The organism is Arthrobacter sp. FW306-1B-G06A, assembly GCF_058781765.1.
In genome coordinates this window covers 60101-77386 of sequence record NZ_JBYSXB010000025.1, presented here as the reverse complement: position 1 = coordinate 77386, position 17286 = coordinate 60101, and the positions used below count along the sequence as shown (strand labels likewise).

Here is a 17286-nt window from a genome sequence, read left to right as displayed (position 1 = left end):
GGGTGGGAGCTAGGTGGGGTGGATGGCGCAACCACTGCAACGTGGTTGCATGGAATGGCGCGACGGGGATGAAGCCCCCGGCCGGAAAGGCAAAAAAGAAGCTCCCCGGATCGCAGGATCCGGGGAGCTTCAAAGCAAACGTCAGGGGCTATTTGAGCCAGGCAGCCACCACATCGGGGTGGGCATCCACCCATTTCTTGGCGGCGGCATCCGGCTTCATGCCGCCCTGGATGTCCGTTGCGACCGAGTCCTGGTCGGCGTTGGTCCACGAGAAGGCCTTGAGCAGTTTCGCCGCGGGAGAACCGCTGTCCGCAAACTTCTTGGCCATCACTTTGTTCAGTTTGTAGTCGGGGTAGTCACAGGCCACCTTCTCGGCGTCGGCATCGCAGCCCGGGGTGTAGGCGGGCAGGCTGACCTTCTTGAGGGGGACCTCGGAGAGGAACCATTGCGGTTCGTAGAAGTAGCCAAGCAGCGGTGTCTTGTTCTTTTCGGCCGTGCGGAACGACTGGATGAGAGCTGCTTCCGAGCCCGAGAAGACCACTTTGTAGTCGAGGCCAAGGTTCTTGACCAGGGCTTCGTCGTTGGTCACGAAGGCGGGGTCGCCGTCCAGGACCTGGCCTTTGCCGCCTGATTCGGAGGTGGCAAAGAGTGAGGCGTACTTGTTCAGGTTCTTGCTGTCCAGGATGTCCGGGTACTTCTGGACCATCCATGGTGGTACGTACCAGCCGATGTGCCCTTCGTTGCCCGTCGGGCCGGCGTCCACAGCCACTTTTTGGTCCGTGATGTACTGCTTCGTGAGGTCGGCGTGACCCCAGTTCTCGAGGATGACATCGACTTCACCGGAACCAAAGCCCTGCCAGGAGATCTGCTCCGACAGGTCCTTCTGGACTACTGTGCAACCGAGCTTGTTTTGGGCTACGTAGCTGTAGACGGCCGCATTTGCCGTGTAACCGACCCACGCGTTGAGGGCGACATTGACGGTTCCGCAGGGCGTTTCCGAGGAGCCTGCGGCTGCCGCTTGGTTCACGGAAGCGCCTCCGCAGCCAGCTAGCAAGAGGGCTGCGGTAACGGTTCCGGCCAGTACGGGAATTGTTCGTTTCAAAAGCTGTCTGGTTCTACTCATGGTTGGGGTCTCCTTGTTGGGGCGGTGAACGGGGAGGACTAGTGCGCGCTCGATTTTGCTGAGCGGATTTTGCGGACCGGGTCGGCTGCCGCAGCCTGGGTGATGCGGTCCAGCAGGATGCCGAGGAAGACGATGGCCAGGCCGGCGGCGAGGCCCTTGCCGAACAGCGAGCTCTGGACAAAGCCGGCGACGACGTCGTATCCCAGGCCGCCTGCACCGACCAGGGCTCCGACGACTACCATGGCCAAGACGTAGATCAAGCCTTGGTTTGCGGCGAGGGCCAGGGATTTCCTGGCCATGGGGAGCTGGACCTTGGTGATGACCTGCCACGGGGTTGACCCGCTGGATACTGCAGCCTCCATGACGGTCGGGGAGATCGCCGCGATGCCGTCGGCCGTGATCTTGATGGCCACAGGCGCTGCGTAGATAATTCCAGCGACGATGGCCGTGAATCTCGTTGCGCCGAAGAGGCCTAGGAATGGAACCAAGTAGACAAAGGCAGGCATGGTCTGGCCCGCATCCAGCATGGGCCGCATGATCTGGTCCACCTTGTTGGACCTGCCCATCGCCACACCGAAGATGATGCCCAGCACCATGACCACGGCCGTGGCAACAAGGGTGCTGGCCAAGGTGACCATGGCATCGCTCCACAGGCCCAGGTAAATGATCGCAGCCAGGCATGAGGCGGTGACCAGTGCCAGTTTCCAACCGCCAAGTGCGTAAGCCGCTACAAGGACAACCGCGACGAGGAGGTAGAAGGGGGTCTCGGTCAGAAGGGATTGGAACGGGTTAAGGATTCCGTTGGTCAGGGCCTCGCGGAACGACACCGTAAACAGGGAAAGATTTGTCTGCAGCCATGCGCTGGCAGCGCTGACTCCGCTGACGATGTCCGGGCCAAAGTTGAGGTTCTTCGGAAAGGCTGCTGCCCAGAGCATCGTCCGGGAAAGCTGGACCATGGCAAGGACAACGGCGAGGCTGGCAGCGAGCAGGATGTACCTGCTTTTCCGCGATATCCGGCGCTTGCGGGCTGCTCCGGGTTCGGCCCGGCGGCTGGCGGCCGTGGTGACCCGGTCCAGCACAATGGCCAGGAGGACGATCGACAGACCTGCGTTGACAGCTGTCCCGACGTCGAGCGATTGCAAGGCACGCACAACCACTTGTCCCAGGCCCGGCGCCGCGATCAGCGCCGCGATGGTGACCATGGACAAAGCAGCCATGGTGCTTTGGTTGATCCCCATCACGATGGTGCGCCGTGCCAGGGGGAGTTGCAGGGTGAGAAGCCGCTGCAACCCTGTGGTGCCCAAGGAATCGGAGGCTTCCCTGGTGTTCTCCGGGATGTTCCGGATTCCGTGTGCCGTCAGTCGGATGAGAGGAGGCACCGCGTAGATCACCGTGGCGATGACGGCGGAGGCAGGGCCGATCAGGAAGATGAGGGCCAAAGGAGCCAGATAGACGAACGTGGGGAGGATTTGCATGAAGTCGAGGACCGGAGTGATCACTTGGGAAACCCGGCCCGAGATCCCGGCCAAGACTCCGAGCGGGATGCCGATCAGCAGGCTGAACAGCACGGCTGTGAGGACGAGGGCGAAGGTGTAAGCCGCTTCCGTAAACAGGCCCTGGAGCCCGAAGAACGTGAATGCGGCCGCCGTCAGCAATCCCACCCGGGCATTGCCGACCGCAAAAGCGATCCAGCTGAGCAGGCCGACAGTTCCCAGCCAGCCGATTTCCGGTAGGCGAAGCCCGGTAGAGCTGGCGGCAAAAGTGCTAGTGAACAGATTTGCGACTGAATCGACGGCGGAACGGAAGGGAGTGAAGACGTACTGGAAAACGGGATTGTCCGCCCGGTTCGATGCGACCCAGGCATTGAATTGGTTGAGCGAACGGTGCAGGTCAGTCAATTCCGACGCCGGCAGCGTGAGGGTCGATGTGCCGTGCAGGAACAAGAAACCGAGGAGCCAGAGGACTCCGGCGGCACCCAGAAGCAAAACTCGGCGACTCAGCCGCTTGCGCGGCGGGCGGAGGGTGTTGGCGCTGGCCTGAACCGGGGCGCGATCGCGAACTAGAGTGGACATCACGCCGCAACTTCCGTGCTGCGGATGACCGACAAGATGCTGTCGCGGTCGATCTGGCCCGTGATTTTTCCGGACTCTTCCACGAGCACGGGACACGTCGAGTTCATGACCGTGGGGATGGCGTCGCGGATGATGGTGCCTGCGCTCAGGACGGGAGCATCCCCGGGAGTGCCCAAAGCTACCGGATCGGTGATCCATTTGAGCGTCAGGACATCCGCGCGGGGTACTTCCGAGACGAAGTCGGCAATGTACTTGTCCGCTGGCGATCCGACAAGATCATCGCCGGTGCCGCACTGGACAGTCTCGCCGTTCCGCATGATCAGGATGCGGTCCCCGAGTTTGAGCGCTTCGGATAGGTCGTGGGTAACGAACACCATCGTCTTGCCCATCTCTTTGTGCAGCCGGATGACTTCGGCCTGCATATCGCGCCGGATGAGGGGATCCAGGGCCGAGAACGGCTCGTCGAAGAGGATGGTGTCCGGATCGCCCGCCAAGGCGCGGCCAAGCCCAACACGCTGCTGCATTCCGCCGGAAAGCTGATCGGGGAAATGCTGCTCGTAGCCCTTGAGGCCTACCAGTTCGATGATTTCGCGGGATTTGGCGTAACGCTCGTTTTTCGACGCCCCGCGGATCTGCAAGCCGTAGGACACATTGTCCAGCACGGTGCGGTGCGGTAGGAGGCCGAAGTGCTGGAAGACCATGGACATCTTCCTCCGGCGCAGTTCCCGAAGTTCGGTGGTTCCCGCATCCAACACGTCTTTTCCGTCCACCAGGACGCTTCCCGACGTCGGTTCGATCAGCCGGGTGAGGCATCGGATCAGGGTGGATTTTCCTGATCCGGAGAGGCCCATGACGACGAACACCTCGCCCTTGGCGACGTCGAAGTTCATGTCCCGCACGGCAGCATTGCAGCCGGTGCGTTCAAGCAATTCGCCGGAGCTCAAGCTCGACAGTTCGGGATTCTTGGGGATCTTTTCACCTCCGGGTCCGAAGACCTTCCAGAGGTTGCGCACTGATATGTCAGGACTGCTCATTGCTGTACTCCTGCCTGTGACGGCTCGAACCAATGGCTGGGCCCGGGGCTGATGTTTTGCCAGATGTGCTTTGTTTCTCGGTATTCGGCCAAGCCCGCGAGCCCCAATTCGCGGCCGTTGCCTGATTGTCCGAAGCCGCCCCATTCGGCTTGCGGAACGTATGGGTGGTAGTCGTTGATCCAGACCGTCCCGTGGCGCAGCGCTTCGGATACCCGCTGGGCCTTCGAGGCGTCTGCCGTCCACACGGCGCCGGCCAGTCCGTAGACGGTATCGTTGGCCAGCCGGACGGCCTCTTCCTCGGTGGTGAATGTTTCCACCGTCATGACGGGGCCAAAGGATTCCTCCTGGACCACGCGCATCGAGGTCTTGCACCCGTCCAATACGGTGGGCGGGTAGAAACTGCCACGCCCCAGTTCCGGGGTGTCCGGAATGAAGCCTCCGCACAGCAACCGGGCGCCCTCCGCAACCCCGGCCTGCACGTAGGCGTGGACCTTGTCCCGGTGGGCCGTGGAGATCAGCGGGCCGGTCTGGGCCTCCTGGTCGAAGGGGCCGCCCAGCCGGATCTGGCGTGCACGGCGAACCACCTCGGCCACGAACTCTTCGTGAATGGACTCTTCGACAATGAGCCGCGTCCCGGCCGAGCAAACTTGGCCGGAGTTCAGGAAGACAGCCGTGAGGGCGTTGTCGATGGCGGCCTCACGGTCAGCGTCGGCAAAGACCACATTCGGGTTCTTGCCGCCGAGTTCGAGGGCCACGCGCTTGACCGTCTCCGCCGCGGCCACCATGATCCGCTTGCCGGTCTCCAGTCCGCCCGTGAAGGAGACCAGATCGACCCGCGGATCCGAACTGAGCACAGCCCCCACTTCCGGTCCCGTTCCCGTCACGAGGTTCGCGACGCCGTCGGGCACGCCGGCTTCGCGCAGCGTGTCCATGAGCAGGATCGACGTCGAAGGCGTCAGCTCACTGGGCTTGAGGACAAAGGTGTTCCCGGCGAGCAGTGCCGGCGCAACCTTCCATGAAGCCTGCAGAAGCGGATAGTTCCACGGCGTGATGAGGCCGCAGACGCCCACGGGTGCATGGACGACCCGGCTGATGGCGCCGGGCCGGCCGGTATCGATCACGCGGCCTGCGTCCGTGCCTGCCACGCTGCCGTAGTAGCGGAAGCAGGCGATGACGTCGTCGATGTCGTATTCGGCTTCGACCAGTCGCTTGCCGGTGTCGAGGGCTTCGGCCGCGGCGTAGCCGGCTTTGTCCCGCTGGAGCAGCCCGGCCACGCGGAGCAGGATCGCGCCGCGTTCCAGTTCCGGAGTGCCCGGCCAGCCGCCGTCGTCGAACGCCTTCCGGGCACTCGCCACCGCTGCCTCGGCGTCGGCCGAGGTGCATTCCGCGACGTCGGCAACGTGCGTTCCGTCCGCCGGGCAGTTGATGCTGCGGATTCCTCCGGCGGACTGCCGCCAGCCGCCGTCAACGTAGCTGCCGCGCACCGTGTGGGTCTGCGAAAGTTGTGGGCTGTTCATGCCGCTCCTTGGTTCCTCGCGGGAGTGACCTGGGGCCGGCTGTCCAGGCCTTCCAGGCTGTCCGGAACCGGGCTGCTGCCGTGCCGGTAGAACTCGGCGGCGATCGGAGCGAGGGGTTCGCGGCCCTGGATCAGGTCAGCGGCTTTCTCGGCCAGCATCATGACCGGCGCGTAGATGTTGCCGTTGGTCACGTAGGGCATTGCCGAAGCGTCAGCCACCCGCAGGCCCGAGGTGCCGTGCACCCTCATGCTGAGCGGGTCCACCACGGACATCGGATCGGTGGCCGGGCCCATCTTGGCCGTGCAGGACGGGTGCAGCGCGGTTTCTGCGTCGCGGGCTACCCAGTCGAGGATTTCCTCGTCCGTCTGGACGGTTGGACCGGGGGAGAGCTCACCGCCATCGAAAGGCGCCATGGCCGACTGCTCGAGGATCTGCCGGGAAATCCGGATGGCTTCGACCCACTCGCGCCGGTCCTGCTCCGTGGAAAGGTAGTTGAATTTCATGGACGGATGGACGGTGGGGTCCGTGGAGGTGATCTTCAGGCTGCCGCGCGCATCGGAGTACATGGGCCCGATGTGCACTTGGTAGCCATGCTTGGCATCGGCCTTCTGGCCGTCGTAGCGGACGGCCACCGGCAGGAAGTGGAACATGAGGTTGGGGTAGGCCACGTCCTCGTTGGAGCGCACAAAGCCGCCGCCCTCGAAGTGGTTGGTGGCAGCAGGTCCCTTGCGCCCGAACAGCCACTGCAGGCCGATCCACGGGTAGCGCCACAGGCTCAGGCTGGGTTGCATGGACACCGGCTGGGTGCAGGCGTGCTGGATGTAGACCTCCAGGTGGTCCTGCAGGTTTTCGCCGACGCCGGGCAGGTCAACTACGGGTTTGATGCCGAGGGACGTGAGGTGCGTGGAGTCCCCGACGCCGGACAACTGCAGGAGCTGCGGGGTGTTGATGGCCCCTCCGCACAGGACTACTTCCTGGGCATCCACGCTGTGCTGCTTGCCGTTGCGTCGATAGCTCACGCCCGTGGCCCTGACATCGGACGTTCCAATGCCGTCGAAGTTGATTTTCGAGACGAGGGCCCGGGTCCTGACCGTGAGGTTCGGCCGGTCGAGGTGCGGCCGCAAGTAAGCCCGGGAGGCGGAGAGCCGCTGGCCCTTGTGCACATTGCGGTCGAAGGGACCGAAGCCCTCCTGCCGGTACCCGTTGACATCGTTGGTCCGTGCGAATCCGGCTTGTTGGGCCGCGCGGAAGAAGGCTTGGAAGAGGGGATTGCGCGCCGGACCGCGTTCAAGGACCAGCGGTCCGTCGTGTCCGCGCAGTTCATCGTCGGGTTCCGCGGCCAGCGCGGTCTCCATGCGGTTGAAGTAGGGGAGGCAGTGAGCGAAGTCCCAGGTCTCCATCCCGGCGTCGGCTCCCCAGCGTTCGTAGTCCAAGGGGTTGCCGCGCTGGAAGATCATCCCGTTGATGGAACTGGAGCCGCCCAGGACCTTGCCACGGGTGTGGGCGATCCGGCGTCCGTGCATGTGCGGCTCAGGGTCGGATTGGTAGCGCCAGTCATAGAACCTGTTCCCGCTGGGGAAGGTGAGCGCCGCGGGCATCTGGATGAACAGGTCCCAGGGGTAGTCGCTGCGGCCGGCCTCCAGGACCAGGACGGTCTTGGTGCGGTCTGCGCTGAGCCTGTCCGCCAGCACCGATCCGGCGCTGCCCCCACCCACAATGACGTAGTCAAACTTTTCGTTGGCCATTAGTTGAACTCCTTTGAAGTGATCCCCATTGCTGTGTCGAGTAGCCAGGAGGGGCGTCAGCCCCGTAGCTTTTCCATGGTTGGATCCACGAGGGGATCGGCAGAGATGGTGGCCGGGATCCGCTTCCCGAAGTATTCGATCTCGACGGTGTCACCCTCGCCCGCTTCGGCGGGCAGCCAAGCGTAGGCGATGGGCTTCCGGACGGTGTAGCCGTAGGCGGCGCTTGTGACGTAGCCGGCGGGCTCTCCCTTGAAATAGACAGGTTCCTTGCCCAACACAACGGACGTGCCGTCGTCGACCGTCAGGCAACGCAAGCGGCGGTTGATGGGCAGTTCGCGGCGGGCTTTGAGGGCCTCGGCACCGATGTATCCTTCCTTGTCCTTGCCGACGGAGAAGCCAAGGCCCGCTTGGAAGGGCTCGTGCTCGGGGGTCATGTCGGTGCCCCACAGCCGGTAGCCCTTCTCGAGGCGGAGGCTGTTGAACGCGCCGCGGCCGGCCGCGATGATGCCCTGCTCCTGGCCGGCCTCGAACAAAAGGTCCCAGAGCTTTTGGCCGTTTTCCGCCGTCGTGTACAGCTCCCAGCCCAACTCGCCTACGTAGGACAGCCGCATCGCGGTGACAGGGATCCCGCCGATCCGGACTTTCTTGGTGCGGAAGTACTTCAATCCGTCGTTGCTGAAATCGTCGTCGCTCACCTTGGCCATGACCTCGCGGGCGAGCGGCCCCCAAAGCCCGACGCAGCACGTGGAACCCGTGATGTCCCTGACCTGGACCCACTGGGTGACGTCCCCAGCGGTCTGTTTGCGGGCTTCGGTGGTGAGGTAGGCGAAGTCGATGTTGCCGTTCGCGCCTACCTGGAACGTGGTTTCGTCGAGGCGGGCCACCGTAATGTCGCTGCGGATGCCGCCGTCGCCGTTGAGGAGTAGGCAGTACGTCACCGCACCCGGCTTCTTGTCGACCTTCCCGGCGCTGAGGCGCTGCAAGAGGGCTTCGGCGCCAGGGCCGGAAACCTCCAGCCGCTTGAGCGGCGTCATGTCATAGAGTGCGACGGCGGTGCGCGTCTTCCACGCTTCGGCAGCGGAAATGGGGGAATGGAACATGGCGGCCCACGGTTCGCGTTCAGGTGCGCGCCATTCTTCCGGGAGCATCTCCAGCAAGCCGCGGTTTGCCTCGAACCAGTGCGGGCGCTCCCAACCCTGGGCTTCGAGGAAGAACGCCCCGAGCTCCTTCTGCCGGGCATTGAATGGGCTCACGCGCAGTTCGCGGGGCGAGACGCGTGGCTGCAGCGGGTGCAGGACATCGTAGATCTCTACGAAGTTCTGCTGGGAGGTTTCGCTGACGTAGCTCTCCGCGGTCTGGATCTCTTCGAAGCGGGAGACTTCGCATTCGTGGAGCGGAATCCGGGATTGGCCCTCGATCAAGAGCTCGGCCACTGCCCTGGCCACGCCGGCGGAGTGCGTCACCCACACGGCCTCGGCAACGAAGAACCCCTCAACCTCCTTGGACTCGCCCACCAAGGGACCGCCGTCGGGGGTGAAGGAGAAGATGCCGTTGAAGCCATCCGCAATCCCCGCGCCGGCAAGTGCCGGAAGGAGTTCCTTGGAGTCCTCCCAACTGGGCAGGAAGTCCTCTTCGGTGAACGCCAGGCGGGATGGCATGCGGTGCTCGGACATGTCCGCCGCAGCAACCTCGGGGAGCTCCCGGAGGTCCACGGGCATGGGCTTGTGGGCGTAGGAGCCAATGCCCATCCGGTCCCCGTGCTCGCGGTAATAGAGGTCTTTGTCCTGGTGGCGAAGGATGGGCATCCACGCGCCGTTGGCGGGATCAAGCAGCCGCGAAGCATCGTTCCGGCCCACGAGCTCCGGTACGGAGGTGGTCTTGACGTATTGGTGGGCCAGCGGGAGGAGTGGCACGGACATGCCCACCATGGCGCCGATCTTGGGTCCCCAGAACCCGGCGCAGGAAACAACGATGTCCGCAGGGATCACACCGTCGGGCGTTTCGACTCCCGTGACTTTGCCGCCTGTCTGTTCAATGCCGGTGACGGGAGTGGAACCGCGGAACGTGACGCCTGCGGCGCTCGCCTTGGCGATGAGCAGGCCGACGGCGCGGGCTGCGGACGCCAGGCCGTCGGAGGGGACGTAGAGTCCGCCGAGTACTTTCTCCTGGTTGAGCAGCGGGTAGTGCTTGGCGCACTCGTCCGGATCGATGAGCCGGCCTTCCACACCCCACGACGCCGCGTAGCCCAGCTTGCGCTTGAGGTCCTCCAGGCGCCCTGGCGTGGTGGCGACCTCGAGGCCGCCCACCTGGTTGAAGCAGGAGATGCCGGAATCGCTGAGGGAGAGTAGCTTGTCCACGGTGTAGGACGCGAATTCGGTCATGGCCTTGGAGGCGTTGGTCTGGAACACGAGGCCGGGGGCGTGCGAGGTTGAGCCACCCGCCAACGTCAACGGGCCCTGCTCGACCACGGTGATGTTGGTCCAGCCGCGGGTGGACAGCTCATCCGCAAGATTGGCGCCGACGATGCCGGCTCCGATAATGACGACGCGGGGTGATGTGGACATGCGTGTTGCTCCTGAGGTAAGTCGTATCGAAGTTTGGGGCTCGCCGGAAGCTAGACGTGGCCGTCGACGGTCAACCCGGGCGGCAGGTTGGGCTCGTCCTCGGATTCCTTGACCATGATCTGGCCGTCTACTACCAGGACTTCGTGGACCCTGACGGGCAGTTTGGCGGGAGGCGCATCGGCGGCTCCCGTGCGGAGATTGAACTTTGAAGCATGGAGGGGGCACTCCACCCAGCAGTCCTCCACCCAGCCGTCGGCGAGTGAGGCGTCTTGGTGCGTGCAGGTGTCGTCGAGGGCAAAGAGTTCGCCTTCTTCGGTGTGGAATACGGCAATCGGCGGAGACGTCTCGAGTCGAATCGCGTCCCCCGGAGCCAACGAGCTAAGCGGACAAGCACTGTGCATCTCACGAACCTCTTTCACCGGATTGGTCGAAAACCTGGGGGTGGTTGTTTCATGATCAACGAAGATCACAATACGCAACAGAGTGATGGACCTCACAGGGGCTTGTCAAGAGGTGGAAATTACTGCGCAGATTGCTTGACACACGATGTGAAGGCCGTCACACTGTTTCGCATAACGAAGTTCGTTGCGTAATGCGCAATAAAATTTCGAACGGCTCAACGAGGAGGAAGCCATGGAGACATTGGCGATCGTGGGCGCTTCATTGGCTGGACTTTCCGCCGCCCGCGCTGCCCGCGCGCAGGGTTTTTGTGGCCGGCTGATCATCATTGGAGATGAGCAGCAGCGGCCCTATGACCGTCCGCCCCTGTCCAAGGAGTTCCTGGCAGGAAAGATCGGCATCAAGCACTTGATGTTGGAAGCGGAAGAGGGGGGAATGGCGGATCCCCTGCAGGCTGAATGGCTGTTGGGCTCGCCTGCGAAGAGCTTTGACGCGGCCAGCAGGACCATCACCCTAGGCAACGGACGCACGGTGGTGGCCGACGGCGTCGTGATCGCCACCGGAGCTTCGGCCCGCACCCTGCCCGAACTTGCGGGCCTATCCAACGTCTTTACTCTGCGGACTCTCGAGGATGCGCAGGACCTGGCTCCGGAACTCGTTCCGGGCGGCCGCCTGTTGGTGGTTGGCGCAGGCTTCATCGGCGCGGAAGTGGCGTCAACGGCCAAGGGCCTGGGAATGGACGTGACCATTATCTGCAAGAGCCCGATCCCGCTAAGCGCTCCGATCGGTCCGGAGATGGCTGGCGTCATGGCCACGCTCCATGGGATCAATGGAGTGGAACTGATTTGTGACACGGGAATCGACTCGTATTACAGCTACGAAGGAAATGTGACCGGCGTCCGGCTCAGCGATGGACAGTACCGTTCCGCCGACGTCGTACTTCTCGGAATCGGTGCGGTCCCCAACGTCGGGTGGCTGGCCGGTTCGGGGCTGGCGATCGACGACGGCGTCACGTGCGATTCGATGGGACGGACAAACGTCCCCGGCGTGGTCGCCGTGGGAGACTGCGCGGCCTGGTACGACGAACGCAGCGGGCAGCACCATCGCGTGGAGCATTGGAGCGGCGCCCAGGAACGTGCCGCCCTTGCCGTGACAGGGCTCTTGGATCACTCATCAGCACCCCAACCGCTCAACCTGCCGTACTTCTGGTCGGACCAGTACGGAGTAACGCTCCAGTTCGCCGGCCATGCGCGGGACGCGGAGCGCGTCGAAATTGAGGCAGGGCAGCTCGAGAACCACAGCTTCCTGGCCGTGTACTACCGGGGCGAGGAACCAGTGGGCGTACTAGGTGTGAACCAGCCGCGACTGTTCACCCGTTGGCGCCGGCAACTCAACGCCCGCAATGCCCCGCGCGTCCTGGCAACCCCTTAGTCCTCTCGAGCGCCAACCACGTTCATCACTGAATAGGAGTCAGCATGACCACTGAAGTTGTTTCCCCCAGCCTGATCCCCACTCTCCCCGGCCACACTTATGTCAGTGAAGACATCTTCCGTGCCGAGCAGGAACACATCTTCGAACAAATGTGGTTCTGCGCTGTGCGGACCGCGGACCTGGAAAAGGCCGGCTCGTTCAAAACCGTGCAGATCGGCCGTGAGAGCGTACTCATCAACCGCACCCGCAAGGGAGAGATCCGCGCGTTCTACAACATCTGCCGGCACCGTGGCGTGAAGCTGTGCATGGAGGAGTCCGGCGAGGCCAACCGCTCGTTCCAGTGCCCGTACCACGCCTGGACCTACGATCTTGAGGGGAAGCTCATCGCGGCCCCGAACCTCACCAAGATGCCGGATATCGATCGAAACGAATACGGGCTGGTCAAGGTCCACGTCCGGGAATACATGGGCTACGTCTGGGTCAGCCTCGCAGATGAGCCACCGTCGTTCGAAGAAGACGTCATGGGTGCGATCGAGGAGCGCCTCGGGGATCTGCGGGCTGTCGACGACTATGACATCGCGAACCTGAGCCTTGGCCGGCGCATCAAGTACGACGTGAAGGCCAACTGGAAGCTCATCATCGAAAACTTCATGGAGTGCTACCACTGCGCCACGATCCACCCCGAACTCACCGAAGTCCTGCCCGAGTTCGCCGACGGCCTGGCGGCGCAGTATTTTGTGGGCCACGGCGCCGAGTTCGGTGACGACATCAAGGGCTTCACGATTGACGGTTCCGAAGGCCTGGATCGGATTCCCGGAGTCGGCGACGACCACGACCGCCGGTACTACGCAGTGACCATCAAGCCGAATGTCTTCGTCAACCTTGTTCCGGACCACGTCATCATCCACCGCATGTTCCCGCTGGCTGCCGACCACACGATCGTCGAATGCGACTGGCTGTACCTGCCCAGCGTCGTGGAATCCGGCAAGGACGTGAGCGCTTCGGTGGAGCTCTTCCACCGGGTCAACGAGCAGGACTTCGACGCCTGCGAACGCTGCCAGCCGGCCATGGGCTCCAAGATCTACGCCAAGGGCGGCGTCCTGGTACCGAGCGAGCACCACATTGAGGCGTTCCACAGCTGGGTCACGAGCAAGATCGCCGACGTCCCCGCCGACAGCTAGCCTGAGGAATGTCTGTCGTCGTAACGAGTAACCCGGAACCTAGGAAAGGGACGCAAGCCAATGGTTCATAAAGTAAAAGCCGTCATCGCCAAGGAAAAGAACGCCCCGGTCACGCTGGAGACCATCCTGGTGCCGGACCCTGGTCCGGGGGAGGCGCTGGTGGACATCCTCACCTGCGGTGTCTGCCACACCGACCTGCACTACAAGCAGGGCGGCATCACCGATGATTTCCCCATCCTGCTCGGCCACGAGGCCACCGGCGTGGTCAGCGCCGTCGGCCCGGACGTCACCGAAGTAGCGCCGGGGGACAGGGTCATCCTGAACTGGCGCGCCGTGTGCGGGGAATGCCGGGCGTGCGCCAAGGGCCAGCCGCAGTACTGCTTCAACACGCACAATGCCACCCAGAAGATGACCCTGGAGGACGGCACGGAACTGACCCCGGCACTGGGGATCGGCGCCTTCGCGGAGAAGACCCTCGTGGCCGCCGGGCAGTGCACCAAAGTGGACGACGACGTCGATCCCGCCGCCGTCGGGCTGCTCGGCTGCGGTGTGATGGCAGGCATCGGTGCCGCCATCAACACCGGTGAGGTCAAGCGGGGCGAGTCCGTGGCCGTGATCGGTTGCGGCGGCGTCGGCATCGCCGCTATTGCCGGGGCAAAGCTCGCCGGCGCCACGACGATCATCGCCGTGGACATCGACGCCAACAAAATCGGGATGGCCATGTCCCTCGGAGCCACACACGGTGTCAACTCCAGCCAAGAGGACCCCGTCGAGGCCATCCGGGCCCTGACCGGCGGCAACGGCGCCGATGTGGTGATTGACGCCGTCGGGCGCCCGGAGACCTACAAGCAGGCCTTCTACGCGCGCGACCTCGCCGGCCGCGTAGTGCTGGTGGGCGTCCCGACGCCGGGCATGTTGCTCGACCTGCCGTTGCTGGATGTCTTCGGCCGCGGCGGTTCGCTGAAGTCCTCCTGGTACGGGGACTGCCTGCCTTCCCGGGACTTCCCGATGCTCGTGGCGCACTACAAGCAAGGCAACCTGGACCTGGACGCGTTCGTGTCCGAACGGATCACCATCGACCAGGTGGAAGAGGCGTTCGCCAAGATGCACGAGGGCAAAGTGCTCCGTTCGGTGGTGGAAATCGGATGAGCGTCAGCATCGAAAACCTCGTCACCTCGGGCACGTTTTCGCTCGACGGCGGCACGTGGGACGTGGACAACAATGTCTGGATCGTCGGCAACGACGACGAATGCGTGATCATCGATTCGCCGCACGACGCGGAGGCAATCATCGGCCAGGTCCGTGGCCGGAAGGTGCGCGCCATCCTGCTCACCCACGCGCACAATGACCACATCGGAGCAGCGCTCGACGTCGCGAAGGCAGTGAACGCGCCGATCCACCTTCACCCGGCAGACATGGTCCTGTGGGAGCAGGTGTACTCGGATACCCGGCCGGACCGCTACATTGCGGACGGCGACGTCTTCGAAGTAGCGGGCACGGCACTGCAAGCCATCCACACCCCCGGCCACTCACCGGGTTCCACGTGCTTCTACCTCGAAAGCGAAGGCACGGTGTTCACCGGCGACACCCTCTTCAACGGCGGCCCGGGAGCAACCGGAAGGTCCCACAGCGACTATCCGACCATCCTGGCCTCGATCCGGGAACGCCTCCTGACGCTTCCGCCGGAAACCGTGGTCCGGACCGGTCACGGCGACAACACCACCATCAAAGCCGAGGCGGAAAACCTCGCCCAGGCAGCGCTGGATCGCCAGGCCGACGGCGCTTAGGCGCCGCCGGCTGCTGTGTAACCCATCTTGACGCTGATTGAATACCCGGCTTGCTTGAGCGCATCGAGCAGGCCGGGTATTTTTTCCGGCTCGAAACGGAAGGCCGGCCCGGAAAGGCTGATGGCTCCGATCACCGTGCCGCTGTGGTTGCGGATCGGAACGGCGACGGCGTTGAGTCCGCGCTCGAGTTCTTCATACGTGGCGGCGTACCCGGCCTCCGCAATGACCGGCATTTGCCGCTCCAGCTCGTCGCGGTCGGTGATGGTCTGCGGAGTGTATCGTGCCTGGCCGGATTCCCTGAGAATTCGGTCACGTGTCCCAGGCGGCAGCGCTGCAAGCATGACCTTGCCGCTGGACGTGGCGTGGAGCGGGGTGAGCCCGCCGATCCAGTCCTGCGTGCCAAGCGTGTTGGGGCCAATGGCCTGGTCCACGTTGACCGCGAAATTTGACCGAAGCACGGCCAGGTTGGCGGTCTCGGCGAACTTCTCCGCAAGGGCTTCGAGATCTTCCCGGGCTTCCTTTACCAAGCTGAGGCGGGCCGGAATGGCGCTGGCCAGGCGCAGGATGTTGAATCCGAGTTGGTATTTTCCGCGCTCGTGGTTCTGCTGAACCATTCCACGGGCGTCCAGGGCGCTCAGCAGTCGCGATGCCGTTGACTTGTGGACGCCCATTTCCTCAGCGATCTCACTCACGCCGGCATCGCCGTTGCGGGCGATGATTTCGAGCACGGTGATGGCCCGGTCAACGGACTGCACACCCGCGTGGTGTGCGCCGGCCGGATCGGAATCGGGGTCGTTGGCAGGGCTAGCATCAGCGTCCATGTGGTTCATCGTCTCAAACACGGTCAAATGCGCGGCCTCTCCGGTCAGCGTGTCCTGGGATGTTGCCGCTCAGCCGGGTATTGCCTGGTTATAGGATCGGGCGGTATGGCACTGCGACTTGTTCAAGTGAATTTCAAGGCCCGGGACGACTCGGCTCTGGGCCGGTTTTGGGCGGAGGCGCTTGGTTGGGATATTTCCAGCGAAGGCCCCGGTGTGAGCAATGTTGAACCCGCGGGCTTCACCGGGCCGGACCCCGCCGCCGTCTGCGTCGATGTCGTCACTGTGCCTGACCCCGAAACGGTGAGGTATCGCGCCCACCTCGACCTCGCCACCGCCTCTGAGGCCCATCAAGCGGAGCTTGTGGCGCGCCTGGTGAAGCTCGGCGCGACGCCTGCCGATATCGGCCAGGGCGATGTGCCGTGGACGGTCCTGGCCGATCCGGAGGGCAACGTGTTCTGCGTGTTGGAGCCTCGGCCGATCTACCAGGACACCGGGCCGATCGCCGCGGTGGTGGTCAATTGTGCGGATCCGCGGGCCATGGTGCGGTTCTGGAGCGGGGCGATGGACTGGACTGTGCACGAGGAGACTGATGATTTTGCGAGGCTGCGTTCGGCCAAGGGCGTTGGGCCGTATTTGGAATTCGTCCGGACTCCCGCCGCGAATGCCGCGCGCGGCCGGGTCCATCTCGACCTGAGGCCGTACCCCGGAGATGATCAAGCGGCGGAGGTGGCCCGGTTGCGGGACCTGGGCGCCACGGACGCCGACGTCGGCCAGGGCGACGTGCCATGGGTGTGCCTCGCCGACACGGAGGGCAACGAGTTCTGCGTTCTCAGCCCCGGCTGACGCAGCGCTTCGGCTTCCAAGGCGCGTCCAGTGCAGAGTATGCAGGGGTCTTCCAGTGCTCCTCATGGCCGCTGACTTGTGGACGCTCGCCTCCGCGATCACTCACATCGGCTTCGCCCGTTGCGCGTCGGCGAGATCGGTATCGAGCCGCAGCCATGCGTCCGGCCGAGCTCGACAACGATGATGAGGAAGCGCCCCTCACGAGCGTCACTGGTCGGTGCTGCCGCCAATGAATCCTCTCGTCGTCACCGCGTGCACTAACGGTTGTACCCCTGCGTCGCCGAGGGTATTTCGCATCGCATCGATCAGCTCGTTCACTTGGTGGACGGTGAAATAGTCGCCGGGTGACGAGTTGCGAATGCGTTCCGCGAAGTGCGATGCCAGAACCGGGCCGTAAAGGGTGAGCGCTCCTTCCGGGAAGTCCGGACGGATGAACCGATCGCCGAGACCGATGCTGCGGTTGCGGAGCATCTCGGTCGCCTCGGGAATGCCATCGCCGAGGTAAGAGACGGTGTCAGCCCAGCAGGATAGTTCTTCGACGTTCAGCCTTCTCGGCACGCCGTTCAGTCGAGATGTCAGGTGGGCGCGAAGCCATCGCTTCCACACTTCAGCACCGTCGACCCCGTCTGCACGAAGGAAATACACCACCGCCTGAGCAAACTCCGCTTCGTGCGCTCCGTCGGCGGCAAGAACGCTCTGATCGAGCAGGGTTTGGCGCGACTCCGGGGCGATACCAGCGAAGGACACGATCGAGATGACCAGGCCGAAG

Annotated in this window: 14 protein-coding genes; 5 read left to right on the top strand and 9 right to left on the bottom strand. The window is 63.8% G+C overall.

Annotated features, from left to right (window positions below; all coding sequences use genetic code 11):
* Positions 1-148: 148 nt before the first annotated feature.
* The 7 genes from AC3WJM_RS14220 to AC3WJM_RS14190 are packed head-to-tail and all read right to left on the bottom strand — an operon-like array spanning position 149 to position 10456.
* The gene (locus AC3WJM_RS14220) at positions 149-1123 is read right to left on the bottom strand and encodes an ABC transporter substrate-binding protein (protein WP_307052805.1); all 975 of its coding nucleotides are present in this window, start codon (positions 1121-1123) and stop codon (positions 149-151) included.
* Between the two features lie 38 nt (positions 1124-1161).
* Complete coding sequence (locus AC3WJM_RS14215) at positions 1162-3195, bottom strand: ABC transporter permease (RefSeq protein ID WP_306962117.1); 2034 nt, start codon at positions 3193-3195, stop codon at positions 1162-1164.
* The gene (locus AC3WJM_RS14210; protein ID WP_059388152.1) at positions 3195-4229 is read right to left on the bottom strand and encodes a quaternary amine ABC transporter ATP-binding protein; all 1035 of its coding nucleotides are present in this window, start codon (positions 4227-4229) and stop codon (positions 3195-3197) included. Before AC3WJM_RS14210 ends, AC3WJM_RS14215 begins: the two co-directional genes overlap by 1 nt.
* A complete protein-coding gene (locus AC3WJM_RS14205; RefSeq protein ID WP_492272211.1) occupies positions 4226-5746 on the bottom strand; it encodes an aldehyde dehydrogenase family protein in 1521 nt (506 codons plus the stop codon). Before AC3WJM_RS14205 ends, AC3WJM_RS14210 begins: the two co-directional genes overlap by 4 nt.
* Positions 5743-7491, bottom strand: a complete 1749-nt coding sequence (betA, locus tag AC3WJM_RS14200) for a choline dehydrogenase (RefSeq protein WP_306962123.1) — start codon at positions 7489-7491, stop codon at positions 5743-5745. Before betA ends, AC3WJM_RS14205 begins: the two co-directional genes overlap by 4 nt.
* Before the next feature lie 56 nt (positions 7492-7547).
* Positions 7548-10055 (bottom strand): GcvT family protein, encoded by a 2508-nt coding sequence (locus AC3WJM_RS14195; protein WP_492272210.1) that lies wholly within the window; start codon positions 10053-10055, stop codon positions 7548-7550.
* Between the two features lie 50 nt (positions 10056-10105).
* The gene (locus AC3WJM_RS14190; protein ID WP_059388150.1) at positions 10106-10456 is read right to left on the bottom strand and encodes a bifunctional 3-phenylpropionate/cinnamic acid dioxygenase ferredoxin subunit; all 351 of its coding nucleotides are present in this window, start codon (positions 10454-10456) and stop codon (positions 10106-10108) included.
* Positions 10457-10688: 232 nt separating this feature from the next.
* Between AC3WJM_RS14190 and AC3WJM_RS14185 the strand changes: the two genes are divergently transcribed.
* The 4 genes from AC3WJM_RS14185 to AC3WJM_RS14170 are packed head-to-tail and all read left to right on the top strand — an operon-like array spanning position 10689 to position 14853.
* On the top strand, positions 10689-11885 hold the full coding sequence (locus tag AC3WJM_RS14185) for an NAD(P)/FAD-dependent oxidoreductase (RefSeq protein ID WP_492272209.1): 1197 nt from the start codon (positions 10689-10691) through the stop codon (positions 11883-11885).
* Between the two features lie 44 nt (positions 11886-11929).
* Positions 11930-13066, top strand: a complete 1137-nt coding sequence (locus tag AC3WJM_RS14180; RefSeq protein ID WP_284989676.1) for an aromatic ring-hydroxylating oxygenase subunit alpha — start codon at positions 11930-11932, stop codon at positions 13064-13066.
* Between the two features lie 60 nt (positions 13067-13126).
* Entirely contained in the window at positions 13127-14215 is a 1089-nt protein-coding gene (locus tag AC3WJM_RS14175; RefSeq protein WP_492272208.1) for an S-(hydroxymethyl)mycothiol dehydrogenase, read from the top strand.
* The gene (locus tag AC3WJM_RS14170) at positions 14212-14853 is read left to right on the top strand and encodes an MBL fold metallo-hydrolase (protein ID WP_492272207.1); all 642 of its coding nucleotides are present in this window, start codon (positions 14212-14214) and stop codon (positions 14851-14853) included. The genes AC3WJM_RS14175 and AC3WJM_RS14170 overlap by 4 nt, the downstream gene beginning before the upstream one ends.
* Here the strand turns inward: AC3WJM_RS14170 and AC3WJM_RS14165 are convergent.
* Positions 14850-15674 carry an IclR family transcriptional regulator gene (locus tag AC3WJM_RS14165; protein WP_441433347.1) on the bottom strand — a complete coding sequence of 275 codons (825 nt, stop codon included), beginning with the start codon at positions 15672-15674 and terminating at the stop codon, positions 14850-14852. The two genes, AC3WJM_RS14170 and AC3WJM_RS14165, sit on opposite strands and share 4 nt — an antisense overlap.
* Positions 15675-15779: 105 nt before the next feature.
* Between AC3WJM_RS14165 and AC3WJM_RS14160 the strand changes: the two genes are divergently transcribed.
* Complete coding sequence (locus AC3WJM_RS14160; protein WP_441433346.1) at positions 15780-16517, top strand: VOC family protein; 738 nt, start codon at positions 15780-15782, stop codon at positions 16515-16517.
* Between the two features lie 207 nt (positions 16518-16724).
* Here AC3WJM_RS14160 and AC3WJM_RS14155 read toward each other — a convergent pair whose 3' ends face one another.
* Positions 16725-17264 carry a hypothetical protein gene (locus AC3WJM_RS14155; RefSeq protein WP_307052812.1) on the bottom strand — a complete coding sequence of 180 codons (540 nt, stop codon included), beginning with the start codon at positions 17262-17264 and terminating at the stop codon, positions 16725-16727.
* Positions 17265-17286: the final 22 nt, after the last annotated feature.